This is a genomic window from Stenotrophomonas sp. INTA L402-1, assembly GCF_059295135.1.
On sequence record NZ_JCAFWP010000038.1, the window covers coordinates 15128 to 38519 of the forward strand.

Below are 23392 nucleotides of genomic sequence, written 5' to 3' on the forward strand. Positions count from 1 at the left end.
GGGGCGACCGCCCATTCAGGCCTGAACGGAACCAATGACCTGAGCGACGCGGCTGCTGGACTGTCGCATCTGGCCTTGGCCCTGACTGGTCGCCCCTCCAAGATGGGCGGACTACGTACTTCGCCAGGAAATCAGGCCCAAGATGAATAGAAGTGACCGCGAGGTACTAGAAGCAATTCTTGGGGGAAAAATCGAGCAACGAGCCGATCGAATCGCCCCGGGTATAAATCCTGTGGCCGGAGTGGAGTTCATCTATTACGAGGATTTCCATACCAGCAGCGCTTCAAGTCAGTTCCGCAAATTGCTGGCCTCTGCTGGCGAGTTCACCGCGAGCAGCGGTGGCATCGTATCGGACAGCTGCCGGATAACCCTACCCAACGGCCAGCGCTTCCTCGCCCTTTCCTTCCACGGCGATCTGGATGGATGGCGGAAGGCTGTGGAAGCCGGGGCACGCAACCTCGGCCTTAGCCTGGCCCGCATTGAAGATGACCACCTGATCATCTCCGACGGCCAGTCCGTTCCGCTCAGCGAATGCAAGGTGGATGTGGGCTGAGCAGCCCGGCGGAACCCACTTGCGGAAGGAATGATCCACGCATGGCGTGGATTTACTACAGCGCCGAAGACAGTAGAGCCACGCCATGCGTGGCTTCCCTGGCCTTCAGTCATCTGCAAGTGCGCACCAACGGTGCGCACCCACCACAAGCAGGCAGAGGTCAGCGCCCTACCCCGCCTGCGGGAACAGCAGCATCGCGTCGCCGTAGCTGAAGAACCGGTAGCGCTGTTCGATCGCGTGCTGGTAAGCCTCGAACACGCGCTCCTTGCCGGCAAACGCGGAAATCATCATCAGCAGCGTGCTTTCCGGCAGGTGGAAATTGGTCACCATCGCGTCGACGCTGCGGATGCGGTAGCCCGGGGTGATGAAGATCTGCGTCTCGCCGGCAAACGGCAGCAGCTCGCCATCGCGCATCGCGCTTTCCAGCGCGCGCACCACGGTGGTGCCGACGCCGATCACGCGGCCGCCAGCGGCGCGCGTGCGCCGCACCTGCTGCACCAGCTCGGCACCGACATTCAGCCACTCGCGGTGCATCACGTGGTCCTTCAGGTCATCGGCACGCACCGGCTGGAAGGTGCCCGCACCCACGTGCAGGGTGACGTGGCCAAAGTCCACACCCTTGTCCTTCAATGCGGCCAGCAGCGGTTCGTCGAAATGCAGGCCGGCGGTCGGCGCGGCCACCGCGCCCACTTCACGCGCGAACACGGTCTGGTAGCGCTCGCGGTCATCCACACCCGGCTCGCGCTGGATATAGGGCGGCAGCGGCAGGCGGCCGGCATGCAGCAGCCACTGTTCCAGCGATTCCGGCACATGGAACTGCAGCACGTAGAACTCGCCATCGCGACCCAGCACCTCGGCTTCGCCACCGGCATCCAGCGCGATGCGGCTGCCGGCCTTGGGCGACTTGCTGGCGCCCACCTGCGCGCGGGCCTGCTGGCCACCCAGCAGGCGCTCGATCAGAATCTCCACGCGGCCGCCACTGGCCTTCTGCCCGAACAGGCGCGCCGGGATCACCCGGGTGTCGTTGAACACCAGCAGGTCGCCCGGCTGCAGCAGCGACGGCAAGTCGCGCACCTGCAGGTCGGTGAAGGCATCGGGCGCCGGAGGCACCAGCAGCAGGCGGCTTGCGGAACGTTCGGCCAGGGGCGCCTGCGCGATCAGTTCAGCCGGCAGGTCGTAGTTGAAATCGGACTTCTTCAAGGCAGTGGGCGGCAACAGGTCGACAATGGCGCGCATTGTACGTCCAGCGTCTGCGAGCCGGCGTGCTTCGCGGCGAACGTCGCGCAAAATGCTGCTATGCAGCAGGTTTCTGCGGGGTTATCGCGCAAAAAAACAAGTGCTAGCATCGAGTCGGAAGTCCGCTGCACGAGCCTGCCCCAAGCGCGCGTGATGACGCGCGTTTTGCTTTTGAAGACCCGTGCGACCCATTGTTTCAGGAGATCTGCAATGAGCTTCATCGAACGCCTCGCCCCCCTGCGCAACCAGCCCGGCACCCGCCTCACCTCCGGCCTGGACGACGCCACCCTGACCGCCCTGTCCGCCAACCACCCGCAGCTGATCGCCGCGGTGGACGCCGCCGCCGAGGAATTCGCGCGCGTGCAGGCCGACCTGGGGCCGCTGCTGGCGCAGGACGAACAGGCGCAGATCGACGCGATGCAGGACGGTTTCGTCAATTTCTACGCCGATGACGCGGTGACCCCATACGTGGCACTGGCTGCACGCGGCCCGTGGGTGGTCACCCTGAAAGGCGCCGTGCTGTACGACGCCGGCGGCTACGGCATGCTCGGCTTCGGGCACACCCCGGACGCCGTGCTGGAGGCGATGGCCCGCCCGCAGGTTATGGCCAACATCATGACCCCCAGCCTGTCGCAGCAGCGCTTCATCACCGCCCTGCGCGCCGAGATCGGCCACCGCCGTGGCGGCTGCCCGTTCGCCCGTTTCATGTGCCTGAATTCCGGTTCCGAGGCGGTCGGCCTGGCCGCGCGCATCGCCGACGTCAACGCCAAGCTGCAGACCGACCCGGGCGCACGCCACGCCGGTGCTGCGATCAAGCGCGTGGTGGTCAAAGGCAGCTTCCACGGCCGTACCGACCGCCCTGCCCTCTATTCGGACTCAAGCCGCAAGAGCTACATGCAGCACCTGGCCAGCTACCGTGGCGAGGATTCGGTGATCACCGTGGCGCCGTACGACGAAGCTGGCCTGCGCAAGGTGTTCGAGGATGCCGCGCGCAACCAGTGGTTCATCGAGGCGGTGTTTCTGGAACCGGTGATGGGCGAAGGCGACCCGGGCCGCTCGGTGCCGCCGTCGTTCTATGCCGTCGCCCGCGAACTGACCCGTGCCCATGGCAGCCTGCTGCTGCTCGACTCGATCCAGGCCGGCCTGCGTGCGCATGGCGTGCTCTCGGTGGTCGATTACCCGGGCTTCGAAGGCCTGGACCCGCCGGACATGGAGACCTACTCCAAGGCGCTCAACGCCGCGCAGTACCCGCTGTCGGTGCTGGCGGTGACCGAGCATGCCGCGCAGCTGTACCGCAAGGGCATCTATGGCAACACGATGACCAGCAACCCGCGTGCGCTGGACGTGGCCTGCGCCACCCTGGCCCAGCTGACCCCGCAGGTGCGCGCCAACATCGCCGGGCGTGGTGCCGAGGCCGTGCGCAAGCTTGAACAGCTGAAGAACGAGCTGGGCGGACTGATCACCAAGGTGCAGGGCACCGGCCTGCTGTTCTCCTGCGAACTGGCGCCGCAATTCAAGTGCTACGGCGCCAACTCCACCGAGGAATGGCTGCGCCAGCACGGCATCAACGTGATCCACGGTGGCGAGAACTCGCTGCGCTTCACTCCGCACTTCGGCATGGACAGCGAAGAGCTGGACCTGCTGGTGGGGATGGTCGGCCGCGCGCTGCGTGAAGGCCCGCGCCGCGAGCAGGCAGCGGCGGCGTAAGTCTCGTTCTTTGTAGAGTCGAGCTTGCTCGACTCAGCCGTAGCCGCGATCTGAACGAAGAGCAGCCGAGCATGGCTCGGCTCTACAGGGGCCCACCGCGGTCTGAACGAAGTGCAGCCGAGCATGGCTCGGCTCTACAGGGGCCCACCGCGGTCTGAACGAGGGGCAGCCGAGCGTGGCTCGGCTCTACAGACGGCAACCGCGAAGGTCCATACTCCATAGACACCCCGTCCCTGACCGCTCTGCGGTCGGCGATGGGGCGTTTTCGTTTCCGGCCAAGAGACAGGAAGATCCATGAAATCGATCTGTGTGTACTGTGGTTCCAACGCTGGCAGCAAGCCGGCCTATACCGAACGCGCCCTGGCCCTAGGCGACCGCATCGCCCGCGACGGGATGCGCCTGGTGTACGGCGGCGGCAATGTCGGCCTGATGGGAACCGTGGCCAATGCCGTGCTCGCCGCCGGCGGCGAAGTGACCGGCGTGATCCCGCGCCAGCTGGCCGACTGGGAAGTGGCCCACCGCGGCCTGACCGAGCTGGAGATCGTCGGTTCGATGCATGAACGCAAGTCGCGCATGTTCGACCTCGCCGATGGCTTCGTCACGCTGCCCGGCGGCTTCGGAACCATGGAAGAGATCTTCGAGATGCTGACCTGGCGCCAGCTGGGCATCGGCAACAAGCCGTGCGCGTTCCTCGACGTGGAGGGTTTCTACGCCCCACTGATCGGCATGATCGACCGCATGGTGGAAGAGCGCTTCCTGCACCCGGACCAGCGCCAGGACCTGTGGTACGGCTCGGACATCGAAGCGATGCTGGAGTGGATGAAGAACTACCAGCCGGCGCAGGCCTCGAAGTGGATCGACGAAAAGCGTCGCGCCGCCCTGCGCTGATGCTTTCCTGCGCGGCGGCTCAGACCGCCGCGCAGCCCCGCGGTGCGGGCCGCCCCAGCAGATAGCCCTGGCCGTAGTCGCAGCCGAGTTCGCGCAGCGTCTGCTGCTGCGCCTCGGTCTCGATGCCCTCGCCGATGGTCTCGATGCCCAGCGTGCGCGCCAGCGACAGCACGCCCTCGACCAGCGCGCGCGTGCTCTGCACTTCCGGCCCATGCAGGCCGGCGATGAAACTCTGGTCGATCTTCAGCGTACTGATCGGGAAGCGGTGCAGGTAGGACAGCGCCGAGAAGCCGGTACCGAAATCGTCCAGCTGCACCTGGATGCCGCGCTCGCGCAGGCCCTGCAGGATGCGCAGGGTGTGCGGACCATCATCCAGCAGCGCCACCTCGGTGATTTCCAGGCGCAGTCGCTGCGGATCCGCACCATACTCGTCCAGCAGGCCGAACAAGCGGTCGCTGAACTCCGCGGAGCGGAAATGGCGCGGTGATACGTTCACCGAGACGTAACTCTGCCCGCCCTCGGCCAGGCCGGCAATCACCTGTTCGTAGATCAGCCAGTCGACCTGCTCGATCAGGCCGCTTTCCTCACCCAGCTCCAGGAACGCCCCCGGCAGCAGCAGGCCACGGCGCTCGTGCTGCCAGCGCAGCAACGCCTCGTGCCCCACTACCTCGCCATCGGACAGACGCACGATCGGCTGGTAGAACGGCACGAAGTCGTGGTTGTTGATTGCACGCCGCAGGTCGGCTTCCAGATCAAGGCTGCGCATGGCCTGCTCGCGCATGTCCTCGTCAAAGATCGCGCAACGATCATGACCCTGTGCCTTGGCACGATACATCGCCGCATCGGCGTCGCGCAGCAGCTCCTCACCGGTCCGGTAGCGCGGGTTCCACAAGGCGATGCCAAGGCTGCCGGACGGAAACAGCTCACGCCCGGCGATCCACATCGATTCCTGCAGGGCCAGCAGCAGCCGCTGGCCGAAGTCCAACGCCTGCGCCAAGCCCTGCGGGCACTGCAGCAACACGGCGAACTCATCGCCGCCCAAGCGTGCCACCACGTCCTCGGTGCCGGCCATCGACACGATGCGCTTGGCCACTTCCACCAGCATGCGGTCGCCGGCGGCATGGCCGATGCTGTCGTTGACCAGCTTGAAGCGGTCCAGGTCGAGGAACAGCACGGCGAACACTGGGCCGCCCTCACGCCTGGCCAGCGCCAGCGCATCCTGCAGGCGATCCAGCAGGTGCAGGCGGTTGGGCAGGCCGGTCAGTGCATCGTGCATGGCCTGGTGGGTCAGGCGCTGCTCGGCGCGCAGGCGTTCGCCGATCTGGCCGAGCAGCTTTTCGTTGACCTCGGCCAGTTCGCGGGTTCGCTCTTCCACGCGCTTCTCCAGCTCGGCATGCGCCGAGCGCAGCCGCTGCTGGTCGCGCTGGCGGGCCAGCCCGGTGCCGATGTTCTGCGCGACGAAGGTCAGCAGGCGCTGGTCATGCACGCTGAAAATGCTGTTCTCGCTGTAGCTCTGCACCACGATCGCGCCGACCACTTCGTCGTCGCGCAGCAGTGGCACGCCCAGCCAGCAGTGCGAGCGCGTACCGGATTCGCGCACTTCGCCGCTGGCCAGCAACGCGTCGATCTGCCCACGCGAAGCCAGCAGCGGGCGCCGGTTGCGCACGACGTACTCGGTCAGGCCCCGGCTGAACGGTCGCGGCGCGCGGCTGGCGTTGTGCTCGTCCACCGAATAGACGAAGTCCAGGCCGTTGCCGGCCGGGTTGACCAGGGCGATGTAGAAATTGCGAGCGTCGAGCAGGCGCCCGACCACCCCATGCACCTGTCCGTAGAACTGCGCCAGGCTGTCGGCCGACATCGCCATCTCGGCGATGTTGTACAGGGCGGTCTGCAGCTGTTCGGCGCGACGTCGCTCGGTTACTTCGTCCTGCAGGCTGTGGTTGGCGCGTCGCAGTTCCTGGGTGCGCCGTTCCACCTGCTGTTCCAGCCGCACCTGCGCCTGGCGTCGGTCCATCGCGGTCTGCACGTGCTGGGCAACGAATCCCAGCAGGGCCCGCTCGGCTTCGCCATAGCGCGCGGCATGTTCATAACTCTGCACCACGATGGCACCGCAGACGCGACCATCGCGCAGCATCGGCACGCCCAGCCAATCGAGACTTTCCGGACCGCGCTGCGGGTCATGTTCCTGATCGACCACCCGCGCCAGCAGCTCGCGCGACGGACCGCTGAGCGGCCGGCCATGGCGTAACAGCGCCACGGTCAGGCTGCGCGGCATTTCGCTGGCGGCGTAGCTCTGCGACGGATCGGCAACGAAGTCATCCACCTGATCGGCGAAGTACAGGAAGCGGATCTGGTCGCGCACGTCGTCGTACTCGACGATGTAGCAGTTTTCCGCATACATCAGTGTGCCCAGCACGCCATGCACGTGGCGCAGCATCTCGCCCATCTCCAGGTCGGCACCGGCCAGGTCTGCGATCTGGAACAGCGCCTGCTGCAGCCGCTCGGCCTCTTCCAATGCCTTGATCTGCCCAGCCTGGCGGCCACGCTGCAGGGCCAGCTCCATCGCCTGCCGGGCCAGCCCCCACCAGGCCGACGAAGGCGCCGCCCCGGCTACCGACAACAGCAACCGCGCTCCGTCGTATTCCCAGCCATGCTGACCCTCGCCGATTCCCGGCTCCACGGCCACCTGGCCGGCACCCACTGGCGGCGGCCAGCCACCCTGGCCACGGCCAAGCTGCGGGTCGTCCCAGCCGACGCGGACCACGGCCGTTTCCGGCAGAAGCGCATGCAACGCGCGCACGAGCGCCGTGCTCAGCACGGCCTCGTGTGGTGGCTCTTCCGCCGGTTCAGCATGCGTGGACAAATGACAATCTCTTGGCGCCGTCAGTGCGTCGCCTCCCCTGAGCCGCCGAGCATAGCGCGCCACCCGGGGGGCAATGGAAGCCCGTAAACCCCGAATCGTGCGCCCGTACGTTTTTCCTGCTGACCGTAGCCCCTTCCGAGTCATGACCCTCGCCCTGCCCGCCCTCGCCACCGGCTATGCGCCATCGCCTGCAGGCCTTACCCTGTACGCCGTGGAAGCCAGCGCACTGCCAACCGATGAAGCCTTGATGCTGGCCTGGGCCGGTGGCGACCTGCGCGCGTTTGAAAGCCTGTATGCGCGCCATCGCAAGCGCCTGTTCGGCTTCCTGCTGCGGCAACTGCGCGACAACGCGCTGGCCGAGGAGATCTTCCAGGACGTCTGGCAGCGGGTGATCAGCGCCCGTGCGGGGTGGCAACCGGACGCGGCGTTCAGCACCTGGCTGTTCCGCATCGCCCACAACCGCCTGAACGACCATTGGCGCGCCGCCCGCCACCGGCCGGCTGCCCCGGCCGATGCCGACCTGCGCCTGGCCGCGATCGAGGATGGACAGACCCCGGAAGGCGAGCTTTCCGAATTCGAACAACGTCGCCGCATCCAGCTGGCGATGGAACAACTGCCGCCCGAGCAGCGCGAAGTGCTGCAACTGCGGCTGGATCAGGAACTGAGCCTGGAGGAGATCGGCCAGATCACCGGCGTAGGCCGGGAAACCGTGAAATCGCGGCTGCGCTATGCGATGGACAAGCTGCGTGCGGGATTGAACGCATGAACCGAGACGAACCGCTGACGCCGGAAGAACGCGAGCTGGCCCGGCTGCTCGGCCGTCGCGCCGAACAGGCACCGCCCGCCGCACTGGACGCCGCCATCCTGGCCGCGGCCCGCGCTGCCGTGGACGCTCCGGCTGCCGATGCGGTCGCCTCTCCCGAAGCACCACGTACGCAGCGCACACGCCCGCGTTGGCCGGCGGTGTTCGGCATCGCCGCTTCGATGGTGTTCGCCATCGGCATCGCCTGGCAGCTGCGTCCGGAACCGCCACCGGTTCCGGCGGGCGAGGCCGCTGTTGCGGCGGCACCGGCTGCGGCAGAAGACGTCGCGGCTGCCGATCAGGCCGCTGAGCGCAGTGCAGCCGACAGCGCGGTGGCGACTGCGGAACCGGCCGCTGCGCCCGCAGCACCCGAGGCAGCCCCGGTTGCCGCTGCCCCGGCACCGGCCATCGCGCGCGCAAGCAAGCCTGCGCCGGCCGGGACCGCTGAAGCGCCGGCCCAGGCTGCACGATCGATGGCTGCGGATGCGGCCGCCGATACCTCCTTTGCGGCCCTGCCGCCCGCGCCGGCCGCAGCGCCGGCAGCAGCCCCCCCTGCGCCTCCGGCTCCCACCGCCTACTCGGCACCCGCGCCGCTGATGGCGCCGGTTGTCGCCAGTGGTTCGCTGAAGGCGCGCTCGGCAGGTACGCCAGAGCCCAACAGCGTGCAGGCCGAACAGGCCCCGGCATTGGACCGGGTAGAAATCACCTCGATGAAGCGCGAGGCTCCCAGCCGTTCCGCACCTGGCATCATGCGCCGCGGCAGCGATGCGGGCCTGAGCGCGGATGCCGTGCAGGCCGAGGTGGACGCTGACGCACGGCTGCCGCGCCGGCAGTGGCTGCAGAAGATCCGTACACGACGCGACGACGGCCAGCGCGATCTGGCCCGTGCCAGCCTGGAGCGCTACATGCAGCAGTACCCGGAAGCACGCCTGCCGCGCGACCTGCGCCCGCTGCTGGACGACTGAAGCGGACGGGAATACCCGGCAACCCCGTAGAATGACGGGAATGCTCGATACTCTCGCCCAGCCTGTCAGCCACACGCTGGAAGTCAAACACAGCCGTTTCATCGCCCATGCCGCGCCGATCGATGGCGCCGCAGCGGCCATGGCGTTCCTGCAGCAGGTTGCGGTGGCCGATGCCACCCACAACTGCTGGGCCTACCGGCATGGGCAGGACTATCGCTCCAGCGACGATGGCGAGCCGGCCGGCACGGCTGGACGTCCGATTCTGGCGGCGATCGACGGCCAGGGTTTCGACCGGGTGATGGTGGTAGTGACGCGCTGGTTCGGCGGTATCAAGCTCGGTGCCGGTGGCCTTGTGCGCGCCTACGGCGGCGCCGCCGCCGAGTGCCTGCGCACCGCCCCGCGCCTGCCGCTGGTGGCGATGGCCCGGCTGCAGCTGCTGGCCGGCTTCGAGGACCTGGGTACCCTGCATGCCACCCTGCCCGCCTTCGGTGCCGAAAAGCGCGATGAACAGTTCGATGCCAATGGTGTGTGCCTGCGGATCGAATTGCCTGCCGATCAGGTCGACGCATTGAAAATCCGCCTGCGCGACGCCACCCGTGACCGTATCCGCATAGAAGACGACGACCAGGATGACTGACAAGGACGACGCCCCCGCTTCGACCCCGCCGCTACGGCGCCTCGGCAGCCTGCGCACGCTCTGGCCGTTCGTGCGCCGCCACAGCGGCCTGTTCACCGCCTGGCTGCTGGCCCTGGCGGTGTCTTCTGCAGCCACGCTGAGCCTGCCTCCGGCGGTGAAGCAGATGATCGACCACGGTTTCAGCAGCGGCGGCCAGATCAACCGTGCCTTCGCCCTGCTGATGCTGGTAGCGGTCGTCATGGCGTTGGGCACGGCCGCGCGCTTCTACTTCGTATCGTTGCTGGGTGAAAAGGTCGTGGCCGACCTGCGCAGCCAGCTGTATGCCCACCTGATCCAGCTGGGCGCCGGCTTCCACGACCGCAGCCGCAGCGGAGAGCTGGTCTCGCGCCTGACCGCGGACACCGAACTGCTGCGCAGCGTGGTCGGCTCGACCATGTCCGTAGCATTGCGCAGCACGGTCACCGTCATCGGCAGCCTGGCAATGCTGTTCGTCACCAGCCCGCGGCTGGCCGCATGGTCGCTGCTTGGCATTCCGCTGGCGGTGCTGCCGATCATCATCGGCGCGCGCAAGCTGCGCACGGTCGCACGCAACAGCCAGGACCGCATCGCCGATGCCAACAGCCTGGCCAGTGAAACCCTGGGTGCGGTACGCACGGTGCAGGCACATGCACGCGAGCCGTACGAGCGCGGGCGCTTCGACAAGGCACTCGGTGATGCGATCGGCGCCGCCCGTCGCCGCATCGGCGCACAGTCGCTGGTCACCGCCAGCGCCATCCTGCTGGTGTTCGGCGCCATCGTCGGTGTGTTGTGGCTGGGCGCGCACGACGTCATCGACGGCCGCCTCAGCGCCGGTACGCTGGGCCAGTTCGTGCTGTATGCATTGATCGGTGGCGGTTCGGTGGGTGCACTGGCCGAAGTATGGAACGAGCTGCAGCGCGCGGCCGGCGGCATGGGCCGCATCGGCGAACTGCTGCAGGAAGACATCGAGATCCGCGCGCCGGCACAGCCGCGCGCGCTGCCGCAGCCGCTGCATGGCGAGATCCGGTTCGACGACGTGGTGTTCCACTATCCGCAGCGACCGGACCAGGCCGCACTGGATCACTTCAACCTGCACGTCCGCCCCGGCGAGACCGTGGCGCTGGTGGGTCCCTCGGGGGCGGGCAAGAGCACGGTGCTTTCGATGCTGCTGCGCTTCCATGATCCAGCCAGCGGCCGCGTCGACGTGGACGGCATCGACGTGCGCCAGGCCGACCCGGCCGAGCTGCGTGCGCAGCTGGCGCTGGTGCCGCAGCAGCCGACGCTGTTCGCTGCCAGTGCCCGCGACAACATCCGCTATGGCCGCCTGCAGGCCAGCGACGCCGAAGTCGAGTCTGCCGCGCGTGCCGCCGAGGCCGATGGCTTCCTGCGCGCGTTGCCGCAGGGCTATGACAGTGAGCTGGGCGAGCGCGGTGCCCGCCTGTCCGGTGGCCAGCAGCAGCGTGTGGCGATTGCCCGTGCGCTGCTGAAGGATGCGCCGATCCTTCTGCTGGACGAAGCGACCAGCGCGCTGGACGCGCAGAGCGAGCACAGCGTGCAGCAAGCGCTGGAGCGGCTGATGGCGGGCCGCACCACACTGGTCATTGCCCACCGCCTGGCCACCGTGCTCAAGGCCGACCGCATCGTGGTGATGGACCAGGGCCGCATCGTCGCCGAGGGCACGCACGCACAGCTGCTGGCCGAAGGTGGACTGTACGCTGAACTTGCGCGCCTGCAGTTCATCGATTGATGACGTCCGGCTAACATCGGCGCGGCCAAGCTGGCCGCGCAACAATCGCATCCGCTGAAGGAGGTGCACGATGTCGTTCCGTCAGTTCCCCGCCGTCGACAGCAACGGCGAAAGCCACATCATCATCGAGTTCAAGCCCGAGGCGAATGGCAGCGGGCATCACTCTGAAGCCACGCCACGCTACGAACTGGATGACGGGCGGCCGCTGGTGCGCGATGGCCGCGAGTTCACCACCAGTGGCGGCGAGCTGCGACTGACGATCTGAGGTTCGCCGGGCATGACCCCGGCGCTACCCGATTTCGTATCGCCCCGCTCCGGCGGGTGTCGACCTTGATCGACCCGCTTTCTTGCCTCTGGTAGGTGTCGACCTTGGTCGACACGCTTTTGCCAAGGGCAATCGAGCGTGGCTCGACGCTACAAAAGGCGTGATCAATTTTTCACCAATCATCTTGACAGCCTTTGCTGCCAAGGCCTGAGCAAGGTTATCCACACGTTTGCTCAGGAACCATCCACACCGCCTGTGGATGAATTCAGCCCAGCACCCGCCAGATGCCGCTGGCGTCCACGTCGGCTGCTGCCCGGGTGATCGCCGCCGCATCGCTGCCGGCCACGAACCCGATGCGGAAATGCACTTCGCCACCAGGCGTGCGCGAGGAATGGATCGAAGCCAGGCTGATGCGATGCTGCTCGAACACGTTCAGCAGCTCACGCAGTGAGCCTGGCCGGTCCTCCGGCAGGTGCACCGACAACGCATTACGCTCGGTCAGGTCAGCCAGCAGATAACCCACGCGTTCAAAGGTGTAGTTGCCGTCCGCCAGCGCCTGCTCGCCGAAGGCACTGCGGTTCGCCGACAGCAGCTGCTCGCGGAATTCACCACGCGCACGGTCGTCGCCCTGCCCGACCTGCGCCTGCAGGGCCTGCAGCTGGCCGACCAGCCGTTCCAGCATCGGCGCCACGTACGGGTTACCGAACTGGATGTCTTCGTAGATCGCCGGGTTGAGCGACAGGATGCGCGAGATGATCGCCGTGTCCAACTCGAACGATGCCGAGCGGTACGGCATCATCGCGGCCAGATCGCCCAGCTGCGGCTGGTACTGGCGCAGCACGCCGGCCTGGGCCAGGTGGGTGGCATGCACCATCGCCTGTACCAGCGCCATCATCTGGTCGTGGTGCTGCGGCGTGGCCCGCACGCACTCGGCCTGCAGCGCCGTGCACAGCGTATCGACCCATGGCTGCCAGTGCTGCAGCCGCGCTTCGCAGACCACCATCACCCGGCCCTTCAGGGTCGGCGCCTTCGGCGGCGCGGTCATCGGGTGCAGGCCGACCACTTCGGCTTGAGAGGCCAGCATCGCCTGCACCGGCGCTTCCTTCACCGAGGTCACGTCCAGCCACAGCCGGTCCTGCTCACGGCCGGCCGACTGCCGCACGTACTCGGCAATCAGAGCCGGCGTATGCCGGATCGGTGCCGAGAACACCAGCACGTCGGCCTGCGCCAGCAGCTGTTCCGACGTATGCGAGTCCGGATCCGCCGGATCGTGGCCGATCACCTGCAGCTGCATGTGCTGCTGGAAGAAGCGGCTCAGCCAGCGCCCATAGGCGCCGGCACTGCCGACGATGCCGACCGTGCGCGGCGTGCGTTCGTGCAGACCGCTCATGCCACGCGTTCGGCACGGAAGCGCGTGCCTTCGGCCAGTGCGGCAGGCGCCGCCGCGATCACGTCGAACTCTTCGAAGCCATTGTCCAGAGTCGCCTCCAGCGCCGCATGGGTACCGGCAATCGCACGCGAAATCGCCTGCTGCATCGATTCACCTCGCAACAGGAACGACACCACCAGCGACATCAGCACGTCACCGGTGCCGGCCACGTCCACCGGCAGCAGCGGCGAAGTCCAGCGCCAGGTTTCCTCGCGACCGACCGCCAGGGTCACCAGCTCACCCGGGTTACCGCCCACGCTGTGCGCGATCACCCAGTGCGGGCCACGGTCCAGCAGCGTCCGCGCGGCGGCGATGGCATCAGCCTCGGCCAGTGCCGGCATACCGGTCAGACGATTCAGTTCGAAGGCGTTCGGGGTCACCAGCCAGGCATGCGGCAGCAATCGCTCGGCAAAGATCGCCTCCAGGCCCGGCTCCACGTAGGGGCCGGTGTGGGTGTCACCAATCACCGGATCCAGGCAGTAACGCAGCTGCGGACAGACCGGCAGGATGTTGTCCAGCCAGTCGGCGAAGGCGGCACCGTTGGCGGTGCTGCCGAAGTAGCCGGAAACCAGCATTTTCGCCCGCTGCGGCAGGCTGCGCTCGTGGGTGCCCAGCAGCAGGTCGGCGAACCAGTCGGCGGGCAGCACGCGACCACGCGTGGTGTCGTAGAACGGCGCGTTGCTCAGCAACACGGTCGGGATCTCCGCCACGCGCACGCCGAGTGCGCGCATCGGCGGTACGGCGGCGCTGTTGCCGGCGTGGCCGTAGACAAGTTGCGACTGGACCGAGATGACATCGATCGGCGACGGACCATCGGGCCGCTGGCGGCGGCCGTGGACCAGGTGGTTATCAAGGGATTCGCTCATGGCCGCATTCTACGCCCAAGGGAGTTTTCGGCAGGGCTTGCAGCCCTGCACCTGCTCAATGCAACGGCAATCGCAACGGCCGAAGCCAAAGCGGCATTCCGTGGGGTGGCGGGGCGGTGTCGGAGTGCGGGGACGCCGCAAGTACGTCCATGTAGCCTTGGTCGCCGCATCCATGCGGCTCACACCCCGCAAACCCACAGTGCCCCGCCTTCGACAGGTTCACGCAGCTGTTGGTAACTGCGGCTGTTGTTCCGCGCGGCTGTTGGTAGGTGTCGACCTTGGTCGACACATCTGTCAGATATCGAACGAATTCATCCGTGTCGACCAAGGTCGACACCTACCAGGGCCGGACGCTGTTCCGACAGATCGCGGAAAACTGTCGAAGGCGGGGTGGGTCCGGTTGAGGGGGCGTGAGCCGCATGGGCCCGAGGCATGCCTCGGGCGGGTTGGGCAGGACGCCCAACCCCGGTCTTGCCGTGTGCGCAGGACTGCGCACACGAGCAAGCGGCGACCGAGCTTACATGGGTGAGGGCGCTTTGCTTGCGAAGCATTGCTTCGCAAGCGCCCGAACGCACAGCCGCCAGCGGCTGGGCCGGGCCCCGGAGGGGGACTTGCAGCGTCCCCCGCAACCGGACCCACCCCGCCATCCCACGGAAGGCCCGCTGTTGCTTTTGCTGTTGCCTTGAATTGAAGCAGGTGCAGGGCGCAGCCCTGCAAAACTCCCTACCTCCCCGGCAACTGCGCGAACGCGCGCTGCATGCAGTCCTCGCGCGGGCACACCCGGCAACCCGGCCCGATCGACACCGAATTACCCGGGCTCTGCACATCCAGCCCCAGCGAATACACCAACCGTTCGGCATGCTGCAGGTCGCAGCCCAGCGCCACCGCGAAGGTCTTGCGCGGCTGGCCATGGCCCACCGGCCCGCTGCTGACCTGTCGCGCCAGCCAGAAGTGGCGCCGCCCATCGGGCATGCGCGCGGTCTGGGTGAGGATGCGGCCGGGCTGGTTGAATGCCTCGTAGACGATCCACAGCGGGCACGAACCGCCCACCTGCGAGAAGTGGAAATCGGTGGCGGAGTGGCGCTTGGATACGTTGCCGGCGCGGTCCACCCGGATGAAGAAAAACGGCAGGCCGGGTGCGCTGCGCCGTGCCAGCGTGCTCAGCCGGTGGCAGACCGCTTCGAAGCCGACGCCGAACTGATGCGCCAGCAGTTCGATGTCGTAGCTGCTGGTTTCCGCCGCACGCAGGAAGCGCATGTACGGCATCACCAGCGCGCCGGCGAAATAGTTGGAAAGACCGATCCGTGCCTGCGCGATGCGCGCGTCATCGGTGAAGCCGGCACGCGCCACCACCGCGTCGATCTGCGGCAGGTAGCCGTGCAGTGCCAGCTCGGCGGCCATCTGGAATGCCTGCTGGCCAGGCTCCAGATAATCGGGCAGCCACAGCCGCCGCGCGCCGGCGTCGTACTGGCGCTTTTCGCGCCCGGCCTGCAGTGCGGCCACCTCCACCAGCACGCCGTGGCGGTCGGCCAGCAGCTGGCGCAGCCGTGGTGCCACATGCCCCGGTGACAGCCCACACTCGGCGAACAGCTGCTCGGCCAACTCATCCAGCTCGGGGATGTGGTTGTGCATGCGGTTGAAGAACTCGCGCACCTGGTCGCCAGCGGGCAGGGTGCTGCCGGCACCGGGCTCGCCCAGCTGGAATTCCAGCGCCGCGGCATGCTCGCGCAGCGCCAGGTGGCGGCGGTGCAGGTCCAGCAGCGCGCGGCTGACCTGCGGCAGGTTGCCGGCCAGCGCGCGCAGTTCGGTGGCGCTGACCTCGGCCAGGCCCAGATCGCGCAGGGTCTCGCCCAGCGCTTCCTGCAGGGCGGCGGGCTCATCCTCGTCGAACAGTGCGGAAACGTCGCCCAATACCTCGCCCAGCTTCTTCTGCACAGCCGGGGTCAGTGGGCGCTTGTTGCGCTCGATCTGGTTCAGGTAGCTGGCCGACAGCCCCAGCGCCCGTGCCAGATCCGCCTGGCTGTAGCCGCGCTGCTCGCGCAGCCGCAGCAGGCGCAGGCCAAGTTGTCGCTGGGGGGCTGAATAATTCACAGAATTAACATGAATCGTCTGGCGTGTTGGCCAGATTAAGCGGATTCAGCCCGGAAATCGAGGTGGGTGCTGTGAATAATGCCAAGCATCTTTCGCACCCTGTGGGATTGTCGTCATGACTGTTGCAGCGCCCCGTATCCGCATGCTGATCGATGGCCAGTTCGTTGAATCGGCCACCTCCCACTGGCAGGACGTGATCAATCCGGCCACCCAGGACGTGCTGGCCAAGGTGCCGTTCGCCACCACCGGCGAAGTGGACGCCGCCGTCGCCGCCGCCAAGGAAGCCTTCAAGACCTGGCGCAAGACCCCGATCGGCACCCGCGCGCGCATCTTCCTGAAGTACCAGCAGCTGATCCGCGAGAACATGAGCGAGCTGGCCCACATCCTCACCGCCGAACAGGGCAAGACCCTGCCGGACGCCGAAGGCGATGTGTTCCGTGGCCTGGAAGTGGTCGAGCACGCCGCCGCCATCGGCAACCTGCAGCTGGGCGAACTGGCCAACAACGTGGCCAATGGCGTGGACACCTACACGATCATGCAGCCGCTGGGCGTGTGCGCCGGCATCACCCCGTTCAACTTCCCGGCGATGATCCCGCTGTGGATGTTCCCGATGGCGATTGCAACGGGCAACACCTTCATCCTCAAGCCGTCCGAGCAGGACCCGATGGTCACCATGCGCCTGGTCGAGCTTGCGCTGGAAGCCGGCATTCCGAAGGGCGTGCTGAACGTCGTCCACGGCGGCGAGGAAGTGGTCAACGCGATCTGCGACCACCCAGACATCAAGGCCGTGTCGTTCGTCGGTTCCACCCGCGTCGGCACCCACGTCTACAACCGTGCCTCGCTGGCCGGCAAGCGCGTGCAGTGCATGATGGGCGCCAAGAATCACGCCGTGGTGCTGCCGGACGCCAACAAGGAGCAGACCCTCAACGCGATGGTCGGCGCCGCCTTCGGTGCCGCGGGCCAGCGTTGCATGGCGGCCTCCACCCTGGTGCTGGTGGGTGAAGCACGCAACTGGGTGCAGGACCTGGTCACCAAGGCCAAGACCCTGAAGGTCAGCGGCGGCACCGTCGCCGGCACCGACGTCGGTCCGGTCATTTCCTGCAGCGCCCGCGAGCGCGTGGAAGGCCTGATCGCCTCGGGCGTGGAGCAGGGTGCCAAGCTGGTGCTCGATGGCCGCAAGCCGCAGGTCGATGGTTTCGAGAAGGGCAACTTCGTTGGCCCGACCATCTTTGCCGGTGTCACCACCGACATGCGCATCTACCAGGAAGAAATCTTCGGGCCGGTGCTGGTCATCCTCGAAGCAGAGACGCTGGAAGAGGCCATCGCGATGGTCAACAGCAACCCGAACGGCAACGGCACCGCACTGTTCACCCAGTCCGGCGCCGCCGCGCGCAAGTTCCAGGAAGACATCGACGTCGGCCAGGTCGGCATCAACGTGCCGATCCCGGTGCCGGTGCCGCTGTTCTCGTTCACCGGTTCGCGCGCGTCCAAGCTGGGCGACCTGGGTCCGTATGGCAAGCAGGTGGTGTTGTTCTACACCCAGACCAAGACGGTCACCGCGCGCTGGTTCGATGACGAGACGCTCAGCCACGGCGTCAACACCACGATCAGCCTGAAGTAACGGCAGGAGCAGCCATGAGCCACTCGATGACGACGGAACTGGAAGAAGCGCAGCAGGCGTACCGCGAGGCGGCGCACGACTTCGCACAGGCCGAACTGGCGCCGCACGCCGCGCGATGGGATGCGGAGGGCATCTTTCCGCGCGAGGCGATCGCCAAGGCCGGTGAACTGGGCTTCTGCGGTCTGTACATGGACCCGGAAGTGGGCGGCAGCGGCCTGAGCCGACTGGACGCCGCCGTCGTCATCGAGGAGCTCGCCAACGTCGATCCGTCGACCGCGGCGTACATCAGCATCCACAACATGGCGTCGTGGATGGTGTCCAAGTGGGGCCAGCCGGCGCTGCGCGATGCGTGGGGAACCGATCTGTCCTCGGGCAGCAAGCTGGCCTCGTACTGCCTGACCGAACCGGGTGCCGGTTCCGATGCAGCGTCGTTGAAGACCACCGCCGTGCGCGACGGTGACTTCTATGTGCTGAACGGCTCCAAGGCCTTCATTTCCGGCGCCGGTGCCACCGAACTGCTGGTGGTGATGGCGCGTACCGGTGGTGCCGGTGCAGGCGGTGTCAGCGCCATTGCGGTGCCGGCCGACCTGCCGGGCATCAGCTTCGGCCGCAAGGAAGAGAAGATGGGCTGGAACAGCCAGCCCACCCGTGGCATCACCTTCGAAAACGTCCGCGTGCCGGTCAGCCACCTTCTGGGAGAGGAAGGCGGCGGCTTCAAGCTGGCGATGAAGGGGCTCGATGGCGGCCGCATCAACATCGCTGCCTGTTCGCTGGGCGCTGCACAGGGCGCGCTGGATGCCGCACGCCGCTACATGGGCGAGCGCCGCCAGTTCGGCAAGGCACTGGCCGAGTTCCAGGCCCTGCAGTTCAAGCTGGCCGACATGGTCACCCAGCTGGTGGCCGCCCGGCAGATGGTGCACACCGCTGCGCGCAAGCTCGATGCCGGTGCCAGCGACGCCAACGTGTGGTGCGCGATGGCCAAGCGCTTCGCCACCGATGCCGGTTTCAACGTCTGCAACGAAGCACTGCAGATCCACGGTGGCTACGGCTACATCCGCGAATACCCGATCGAGCGCCTGCTGCGTGACTGCCGCGTGCACCAGATCCTGGAAGGCACCAACGAGATCATGCGGGTGATCGTTGCCCGTCACCTGCTCAACACCGAAGAGGAACTGCGATGAAGGATTGGCGTACCCAGGAGCACGTGGGGCTGAAGGTGGAGGTGGATGGCCACACCGCCGTGGTCACCCTGAACAACCCGCCTGCGCATACCTGGACTGTGCACAGCCTGTCGGCGCTGCGTGATCTGGTCGGCGCGCTCAACGCAGACCGCGAGATCTACGCGCTGGTGATCACCGGTGACGGCGAGAAGTTCTTCTCCGCCGGTGCCGATCTCAACCAGTTCGCCTCCGGCGACAAGGCCGCTGCACGTGAAGCCGCGCGCCGCTTCGGTGAAGCCTTCGAAGCGCTGTCCGGTTTCCGTGGCGTGTCGATCGCCGCGATCAACGGCTACGCCATGGGCGGTGGCCTGGAATGCGCGCTGGCCTGTGACCTGCGCATCATCGAAGACCACGCCCAGGTCGCGCTGCCGGAGGCCACCGTCGGCCTGCTGCCGTGCGCCGGTGGCACCCAGAACCTGCCGCGCCTGGTCGGCGAGGGCTGGGCCAAGCGCATGATCCTGCTGGGCGAGCGCATCAACGCCGACACCGCACTGCGCATTGGCCTGGCCGAAGAAAAGGTCGGCAAGGGCGAAGCCAAGGCGCTGGCGCTGGAATGGGCGAAGAAGGCCGGCAAGCAGAGCCCGACCAGCATCGCCGCCTGCAAGACTCTGGTGCAGGCCACCCGCACCGGTACCCACGCTTCGGCGCTGGTGGCCGAACGCGAAGCCTTCGTCGATCTGTTCGACACCGCCGACCAGGTCGAGGGCGTGACCGCCTTCCTGGAAAAGCGCGCTGCGCAGTGGAAGAACGCATGAGCACCGACACCGCTGCCGACGACGCACCGGTGCTGTTCGAAGAGCGCGCCGCCAGCAACGGCACGCGCATCGGCATCGCCACGCTCAATGCGCCGCGCACGCTCAACGGTTTCTCGCTGCCGATGGCGCACCTGCTGCTGAAGCAGTTGAATGCCTGGGCCGACGACGACGGCATCGCCATGGTGGTGCTGCAGGGCGCTGGCGAAAAGGCGTTCTGCGCCGGCGGTGACCTGCACAGCCTGTACAAGAGCATGGTCGCCTTCCGCGAGGCCGGCCGCAGCGACATCCGCGAGAACGACTACGCGGCCGAGTTCTTCGACGTCGAATACCGCGTCGATTACCTCATCCACACCTATGCCAAGCCGATCCTGTGCTGGGGCCATGGCATCGTGATGGGCGGTGGCATCGGCCTGATGTCCGGTGCCAGCCACCGCGTGGTCAGCGAGCGCTCCAAGCTGGCCTTCCCGGAAATCACCGTCGGTCTGTTCCCGGATGTGGGTGGTAGCTGGCTGCTGCCGCGCGTACCGGGCAAGGGCGGCCTGTTCCTGGCGCTGACCGGCGCGCTGCTCAATCCGGGCGACGCCATCTACGCCGGCCTGGCCGACGTGCACGTGGCCGAAGAACGCCGCAGCGCGGTGTTCGATGCGCTGCTGCAGGTCGCGTGGTCCAGCGATGCCGCACACAACCACGAACGGCTCAGCCATCTGCTGCAGTCGCATGCCAGTGACGCCGCCACCGGCCCGCTGCTGGCCAATGCGGCGCAGGTTGATGCGTTGTGCGAAGGCGATGACCTCTCAGCGATCATCGGCCGCATCTCCACTCTGCAGACCGACGATGCCTGGCTGCAGGCGGCGCAGAAGACCCTCGCCGCCGGTGCACCGGGTTCGGCACGGTTGTCGTACGAGCTGCAGCGCCGCAGTGCCGGCCAGGACCTGGCCGCGATCTACCGCCTGGAGTACATCGTCGCCCTGCATTGCGCCGCCCACGGTGATTTCGCCGAAGGCATCCGCGCGCTGCTGATCGACAAGGACCGCAATCCGCAGTGGAACCCGGCCACTCTGGCCGAGGCCACCGGCGCGTGGGCCGACACCTTCTTCGCTTCCCCCTGGGCCGATGCCGCGCATCCGCTGGCCGACCTGGGCACTCCCCTTGTTGAAAGGAGCCTTGCATGAGCCGCATTGCATTCATCGGGTTGGGCAACATGGGTGGCCCGATGGCCGCCAATCTGGTCAAGAACGGCCACACCGTGCGCGTGTTCGATCTGGTCCCGGCCGCGGTGCAGGCCGCCGTCGATGCCGGCGCCAGCGCGGCCGCATCGGCGCGCGAAACCCTGGCCGATGCCGAGGTGGTGATCTCGATGCTGCCGGCCAGCCGCCACGTCGAAGGCGTGTACCTGGGCGATGACGGCATTCTTGCCGCGATTCCGGCCGGCGCACTGGTCATCGACTGCAGCACGATCGCCCCGGCCAGCGCCCGCAAGGTCTCTGAAGCCGCTGCCGCACGTGGCCTGCAGATGATCGACGCGCCGGTATCCGGCGGTACCGCCGGTGCCCAGGCCGGCACCCTGACCTTCATCGTCGGTGGCGAGGAGGATGCGCTGGAGCGCGCCCGCCCGGTGCTGCAGGCGATGGGCAAGAACATCTTCCATGTCGGCGCCAGCGGTGCCGGCCAGGTGGCCAAGCTGTGCAACAACATGGCGCTGGGCGTGATCATGGCGGTGACCGGTGAAGCCATCGCGCTGGGCGTGGCACACGGGCTGGACCCGAAGGTGCTGTCGCAGATGATGGCGGTCAGCACCGGCCGCAGCTGGGCCACCGAAGTGTGCAACCCGTGGCCGGGCGTGCTGGAAAACGCCCCGGCCTCGCGCGGCTACAGCGGCGGCTTCGGCAGTGACCTGATGCTGAAGGACATGGGCCTGGCGGTGGAAGCGGCGATGAGTGTCGGCGCCTCGATCCCGCTGGGCGAAGTGGCCCGCAACCTGTACTCGATGAACCACCAGGCTGGCCGCGGCAAGCTGGATTTCTCCAGCGTCGTGCAGCTCATTACGAGCGAGAAGTGACCTGGTAGTGCCGGCCGCTGGCCGGCAACCTCATGCCCCCGTGCGGGACAACGAAGGTGGGATGGGCGGATGTTCGGTTTCGACCGGCATCCGCCCATTTTTTTCTGCAGTGGTAGTGCCGGCCGCTGGCCGGCATCACCGCATCAGGCAACGATCAGCGTCACGTCGATGTTGCCGCGCGTGGCATTCGAGTACGGGCACACGATGTGTGCCTTCTGCACCAGTTCTTCCAGCTGCTCGCGCGGCACGCCAGGAGCGCTGATGGTCAGCTCGGCTTCGATGCCGAAACCGGTCGGGATCTGGCCGATGCCGACCTTGCCGGTCACGGTGGTGTCGGCCGGCAGCGCGACCTTGGCCTGGCCGGCCACGAACTTCAGCGCGCCCAGGAAGCAAGCCGAGTAGCCGGCCGCGAACAGCTGTTCCGGGTTGGTGCCCGGGCCGCCGGCGCCGCCCAGCTCGCGCGGGGTCGACAGCTGGATATCCAGCACGTTGTCGGAGGAGACGGAACGGCCTTCACGGCCGCCGGTGGAGGTGGCCTGGGCGGTGTACAGAACCTTTTCGATGGACATCGGGATGCTCCTGGTCGGTGGGTGGGTGTTGCGATGGAGCCTACTTTGCCCGGTTTCCGCGTACGTTGGGTTGCAATGCGTACGAAAAATTTGATCGATCGTCCTGCCAGCCTAGATCGTCCATTCGCGGTCGGTGGTGAACATGATGGTCAGCCAGCGGTCCGGCGAGGCCTCGCCCAGTGCATCGCCGATCTCGTCGCGCAGCTGGTCCCATTCCACCAAGGGCCGCGGCGGGTCGTTTTCCGGCACCACGAAGAACAGCTCGATCTGCTCGCCACGCCCCACCTGGGCCACGTAGCTGCGGTGCTCGACGAAGCCGTGCTTGGCCACGATCCCGCGTGCCACTGCATCCACATGGGCCTGCAGTTCCGGCGGGGTGACCAGCAGGATGCCGGCCAGCGCCCGGCGCACCGTGCCGATCGGGGCGATCATCACCAGCACGCAGACGAAGGCGAGGATGGCCGGGTCGATGTACGGCCCGACCCACGCCAGCGACGTGCCCTGCACCAGTACGCCGCCGAGAAACGCCAGCAGGTAGCAGGCCGACATGCTGGCCGCGATCACCCAGTTCTTCGCGTCCAATGCGATGAACTCCGAGCCGATGCGACGGTTGGCGCGCAGGATGAACCAGGCCAGTGCGCCTTCGCCCACGATCGACAGCCCGGCGAAGGCAATGGCCGGGCCGAGGGCGATGTGGCGGCCCCCGGACATCAACGCGTCCACCGCATTGACCAGCGCATACAGCGCCGCACCGATCATCAGTGTGCCGCTGACCCCCAGCACGATCGGCTCCAGGTGCCAGAAGCCCATGGTGAAGCGCTGGTTGAGCCGCGATTGCAGCGCATCGGTCTGCGTGGACAGCGCGATCAACCGCGCCACCAGCAGTGACAGCCAGGTCATCACCACGTCGATCAGGCCGTAGATGCCGTCGAAGATGATCAGCGAGGAATTGGCCAGCAGGCCGAACACCACCGCCGCCGCGGCCAACAGCAGAGAGGCGGCGATCGACAGGCGCAGCACGCCCTGTTCGGTGGCGGGGTCGAAGAACTGCGGGCGGTTGGCGGCCATGGTTCAATTGTAGAGCGGAGCCAGGCTCCGCTG

At 67.2% G+C, this 23392-nt stretch carries 20 protein-coding genes; 13 read left to right on the forward strand and 7 right to left on the reverse strand.

Annotation, left to right across the window (positions count from 1 at the left end; all coding sequences use genetic code 11):
• Positions 1-142 precede the first annotated feature (142 nt).
• Positions 143-553, forward strand: coding sequence for a hypothetical protein (locus tag AC5O77_RS18130; RefSeq protein WP_317217755.1), 411 nt, complete (start codon positions 143-145; stop codon positions 551-553).
• 168 nt (positions 554-721) lie between these two features.
• Here the strand turns inward: AC5O77_RS18130 and queA are convergent, their stop codons facing one another.
• The gene (gene queA / locus AC5O77_RS18135; RefSeq protein WP_049462689.1) at positions 722-1789 is read right to left on the reverse strand and encodes a tRNA preQ1(34) S-adenosylmethionine ribosyltransferase-isomerase QueA; all 1068 of its coding nucleotides are present in this window, start codon (positions 1787-1789) and stop codon (positions 722-724) included.
• Between the two features lie 210 nt (positions 1790-1999).
• Between queA and AC5O77_RS18140 the strand changes: the two genes are divergently transcribed.
• Positions 2000-3496, forward strand: a complete 1497-nt coding sequence (locus AC5O77_RS18140; RefSeq protein ID WP_253145989.1) for an aminotransferase class III-fold pyridoxal phosphate-dependent enzyme — start codon at positions 2000-2002, stop codon at positions 3494-3496.
• Between the two features lie 294 nt (positions 3497-3790).
• A complete protein-coding gene (locus AC5O77_RS18145; protein ID WP_189719630.1) occupies positions 3791-4384 on the forward strand; it encodes an LOG family protein in 594 nt (197 codons plus the stop codon).
• A gap of 19 nt (positions 4385-4403) precedes the next feature.
• Here the strand turns inward: AC5O77_RS18145 and AC5O77_RS18150 are convergent, their stop codons facing one another.
• Positions 4404-7247 (reverse strand): bifunctional diguanylate cyclase/phosphodiesterase, encoded by a 2844-nt coding sequence (locus AC5O77_RS18150; protein WP_494507033.1) that lies wholly within the window; start codon positions 7245-7247, stop codon positions 4404-4406.
• A 247-nt stretch (positions 7248-7494) separates the two neighbouring features.
• Between AC5O77_RS18150 and AC5O77_RS18155 the strand changes: the two genes are divergently transcribed.
• From AC5O77_RS18155 to AC5O77_RS18175, 5 genes are all read left to right on the forward strand, one after another.
• Entirely contained in the window at positions 7495-8013 is a 519-nt protein-coding gene (locus AC5O77_RS18155) for an RNA polymerase sigma factor (RefSeq protein ID WP_229301232.1), read from the forward strand.
• Complete coding sequence (locus AC5O77_RS18160; RefSeq protein ID WP_494507034.1) at positions 8010-9014, forward strand: hypothetical protein; 1005 nt, start codon at positions 8010-8012, stop codon at positions 9012-9014. Before AC5O77_RS18155 ends, AC5O77_RS18160 begins: the two co-directional genes overlap by 4 nt.
• A gap of 40 nt (positions 9015-9054) precedes the next feature.
• Positions 9055-9651, forward strand: a complete 597-nt coding sequence (locus AC5O77_RS18165; RefSeq protein ID WP_049400110.1) for an IMPACT family protein — start codon at positions 9055-9057, stop codon at positions 9649-9651.
• The gene (locus tag AC5O77_RS18170; RefSeq protein WP_494507035.1) at positions 9644-11416 is read left to right on the forward strand and encodes an ABC transporter transmembrane domain-containing protein; all 1773 of its coding nucleotides are present in this window, start codon (positions 9644-9646) and stop codon (positions 11414-11416) included. The genes AC5O77_RS18165 and AC5O77_RS18170 overlap by 8 nt, the downstream gene beginning before the upstream one ends.
• 70 nt (positions 11417-11486) lie before the next feature.
• Positions 11487-11681, forward strand: a complete 195-nt coding sequence (locus AC5O77_RS18175; protein WP_005409247.1) for a hypothetical protein — start codon at positions 11487-11489, stop codon at positions 11679-11681.
• Between the two features lie 265 nt (positions 11682-11946).
• Here the strand turns inward: AC5O77_RS18175 and AC5O77_RS18180 are convergent, their stop codons facing one another.
• The 3 genes from AC5O77_RS18180 to AC5O77_RS18190 all read right to left on the reverse strand — a co-directional run bounded on the left by AC5O77_RS18180 (position 11947) and on the right by AC5O77_RS18190 (position 16067).
• On the reverse strand, positions 11947-13071 hold the full coding sequence (locus AC5O77_RS18180; RefSeq protein WP_494507036.1) for a prephenate dehydrogenase: 1125 nt from the start codon (positions 13069-13071) through the stop codon (positions 11947-11949).
• The gene (gene pdxY, locus AC5O77_RS18185; protein ID WP_478450672.1) at positions 13068-13976 is read right to left on the reverse strand and encodes a pyridoxal kinase; all 909 of its coding nucleotides are present in this window, start codon (positions 13974-13976) and stop codon (positions 13068-13070) included. Before pdxY ends, AC5O77_RS18180 begins: the two co-directional genes overlap by 4 nt.
• A 723-nt stretch (positions 13977-14699) precedes the next feature.
• Entirely contained in the window at positions 14700-16067 is a 1368-nt protein-coding gene (locus AC5O77_RS18190) for a helix-turn-helix domain-containing protein (protein ID WP_478058848.1), read from the reverse strand.
• Positions 16068-16182: 115 nt separating this feature from the next.
• On the opposite strand from AC5O77_RS18190, the gene AC5O77_RS18195 reads away from it, so the two are divergent.
• The 5 genes from AC5O77_RS18195 to mmsB are packed head-to-tail and all read left to right on the forward strand — an operon-like array spanning position 16183 to position 21722.
• A complete protein-coding gene (locus tag AC5O77_RS18195) occupies positions 16183-17688 on the forward strand; it encodes a CoA-acylating methylmalonate-semialdehyde dehydrogenase (protein ID WP_049399840.1) in 1506 nt (501 codons plus the stop codon).
• A 14-nt stretch (positions 17689-17702) separates the two neighbouring features.
• Positions 17703-18869, forward strand: a complete 1167-nt coding sequence (locus AC5O77_RS18200) for an acyl-CoA dehydrogenase family protein (RefSeq protein WP_478058850.1) — start codon at positions 17703-17705, stop codon at positions 18867-18869.
• Positions 18866-19663 carry an enoyl-CoA hydratase gene (locus AC5O77_RS18205; RefSeq protein ID WP_049399842.1) on the forward strand — a complete coding sequence of 266 codons (798 nt, stop codon included), beginning with the start codon at positions 18866-18868 and terminating at the stop codon, positions 19661-19663. The genes AC5O77_RS18200 and AC5O77_RS18205 overlap by 4 nt, the downstream gene beginning before the upstream one ends.
• Positions 19660-20835: an enoyl-CoA hydratase/isomerase family protein gene (locus tag AC5O77_RS18210; protein WP_478058852.1), complete on the forward strand. Its 1176-nt coding sequence runs from the start codon at positions 19660-19662 to the stop codon at positions 20833-20835. The genes AC5O77_RS18205 and AC5O77_RS18210 overlap by 4 nt, the downstream gene beginning before the upstream one ends.
• Entirely contained in the window at positions 20832-21722 is an 891-nt protein-coding gene (gene mmsB, locus AC5O77_RS18215) for a 3-hydroxyisobutyrate dehydrogenase (RefSeq protein WP_004136647.1), read from the forward strand. Before AC5O77_RS18210 ends, mmsB begins: the two co-directional genes overlap by 4 nt.
• 143 nt (positions 21723-21865) lie before the next feature.
• Here mmsB and AC5O77_RS18220 read toward each other — a convergent pair whose 3' ends face one another.
• Both AC5O77_RS18220 and AC5O77_RS18225 read right to left on the reverse strand, forming a co-directional pair.
• Positions 21866-22291, reverse strand: a complete 426-nt coding sequence (locus AC5O77_RS18220) for an organic hydroperoxide resistance protein (RefSeq protein WP_014035621.1) — start codon at positions 22289-22291, stop codon at positions 21866-21868.
• A gap of 111 nt (positions 22292-22402) precedes the next feature.
• Positions 22403-23359: a cation diffusion facilitator family transporter gene (locus AC5O77_RS18225; protein ID WP_100435539.1), complete on the reverse strand. Its 957-nt coding sequence runs from the start codon at positions 23357-23359 to the stop codon at positions 22403-22405.
• Positions 23360-23392: the final 33 nt, after the last annotated feature.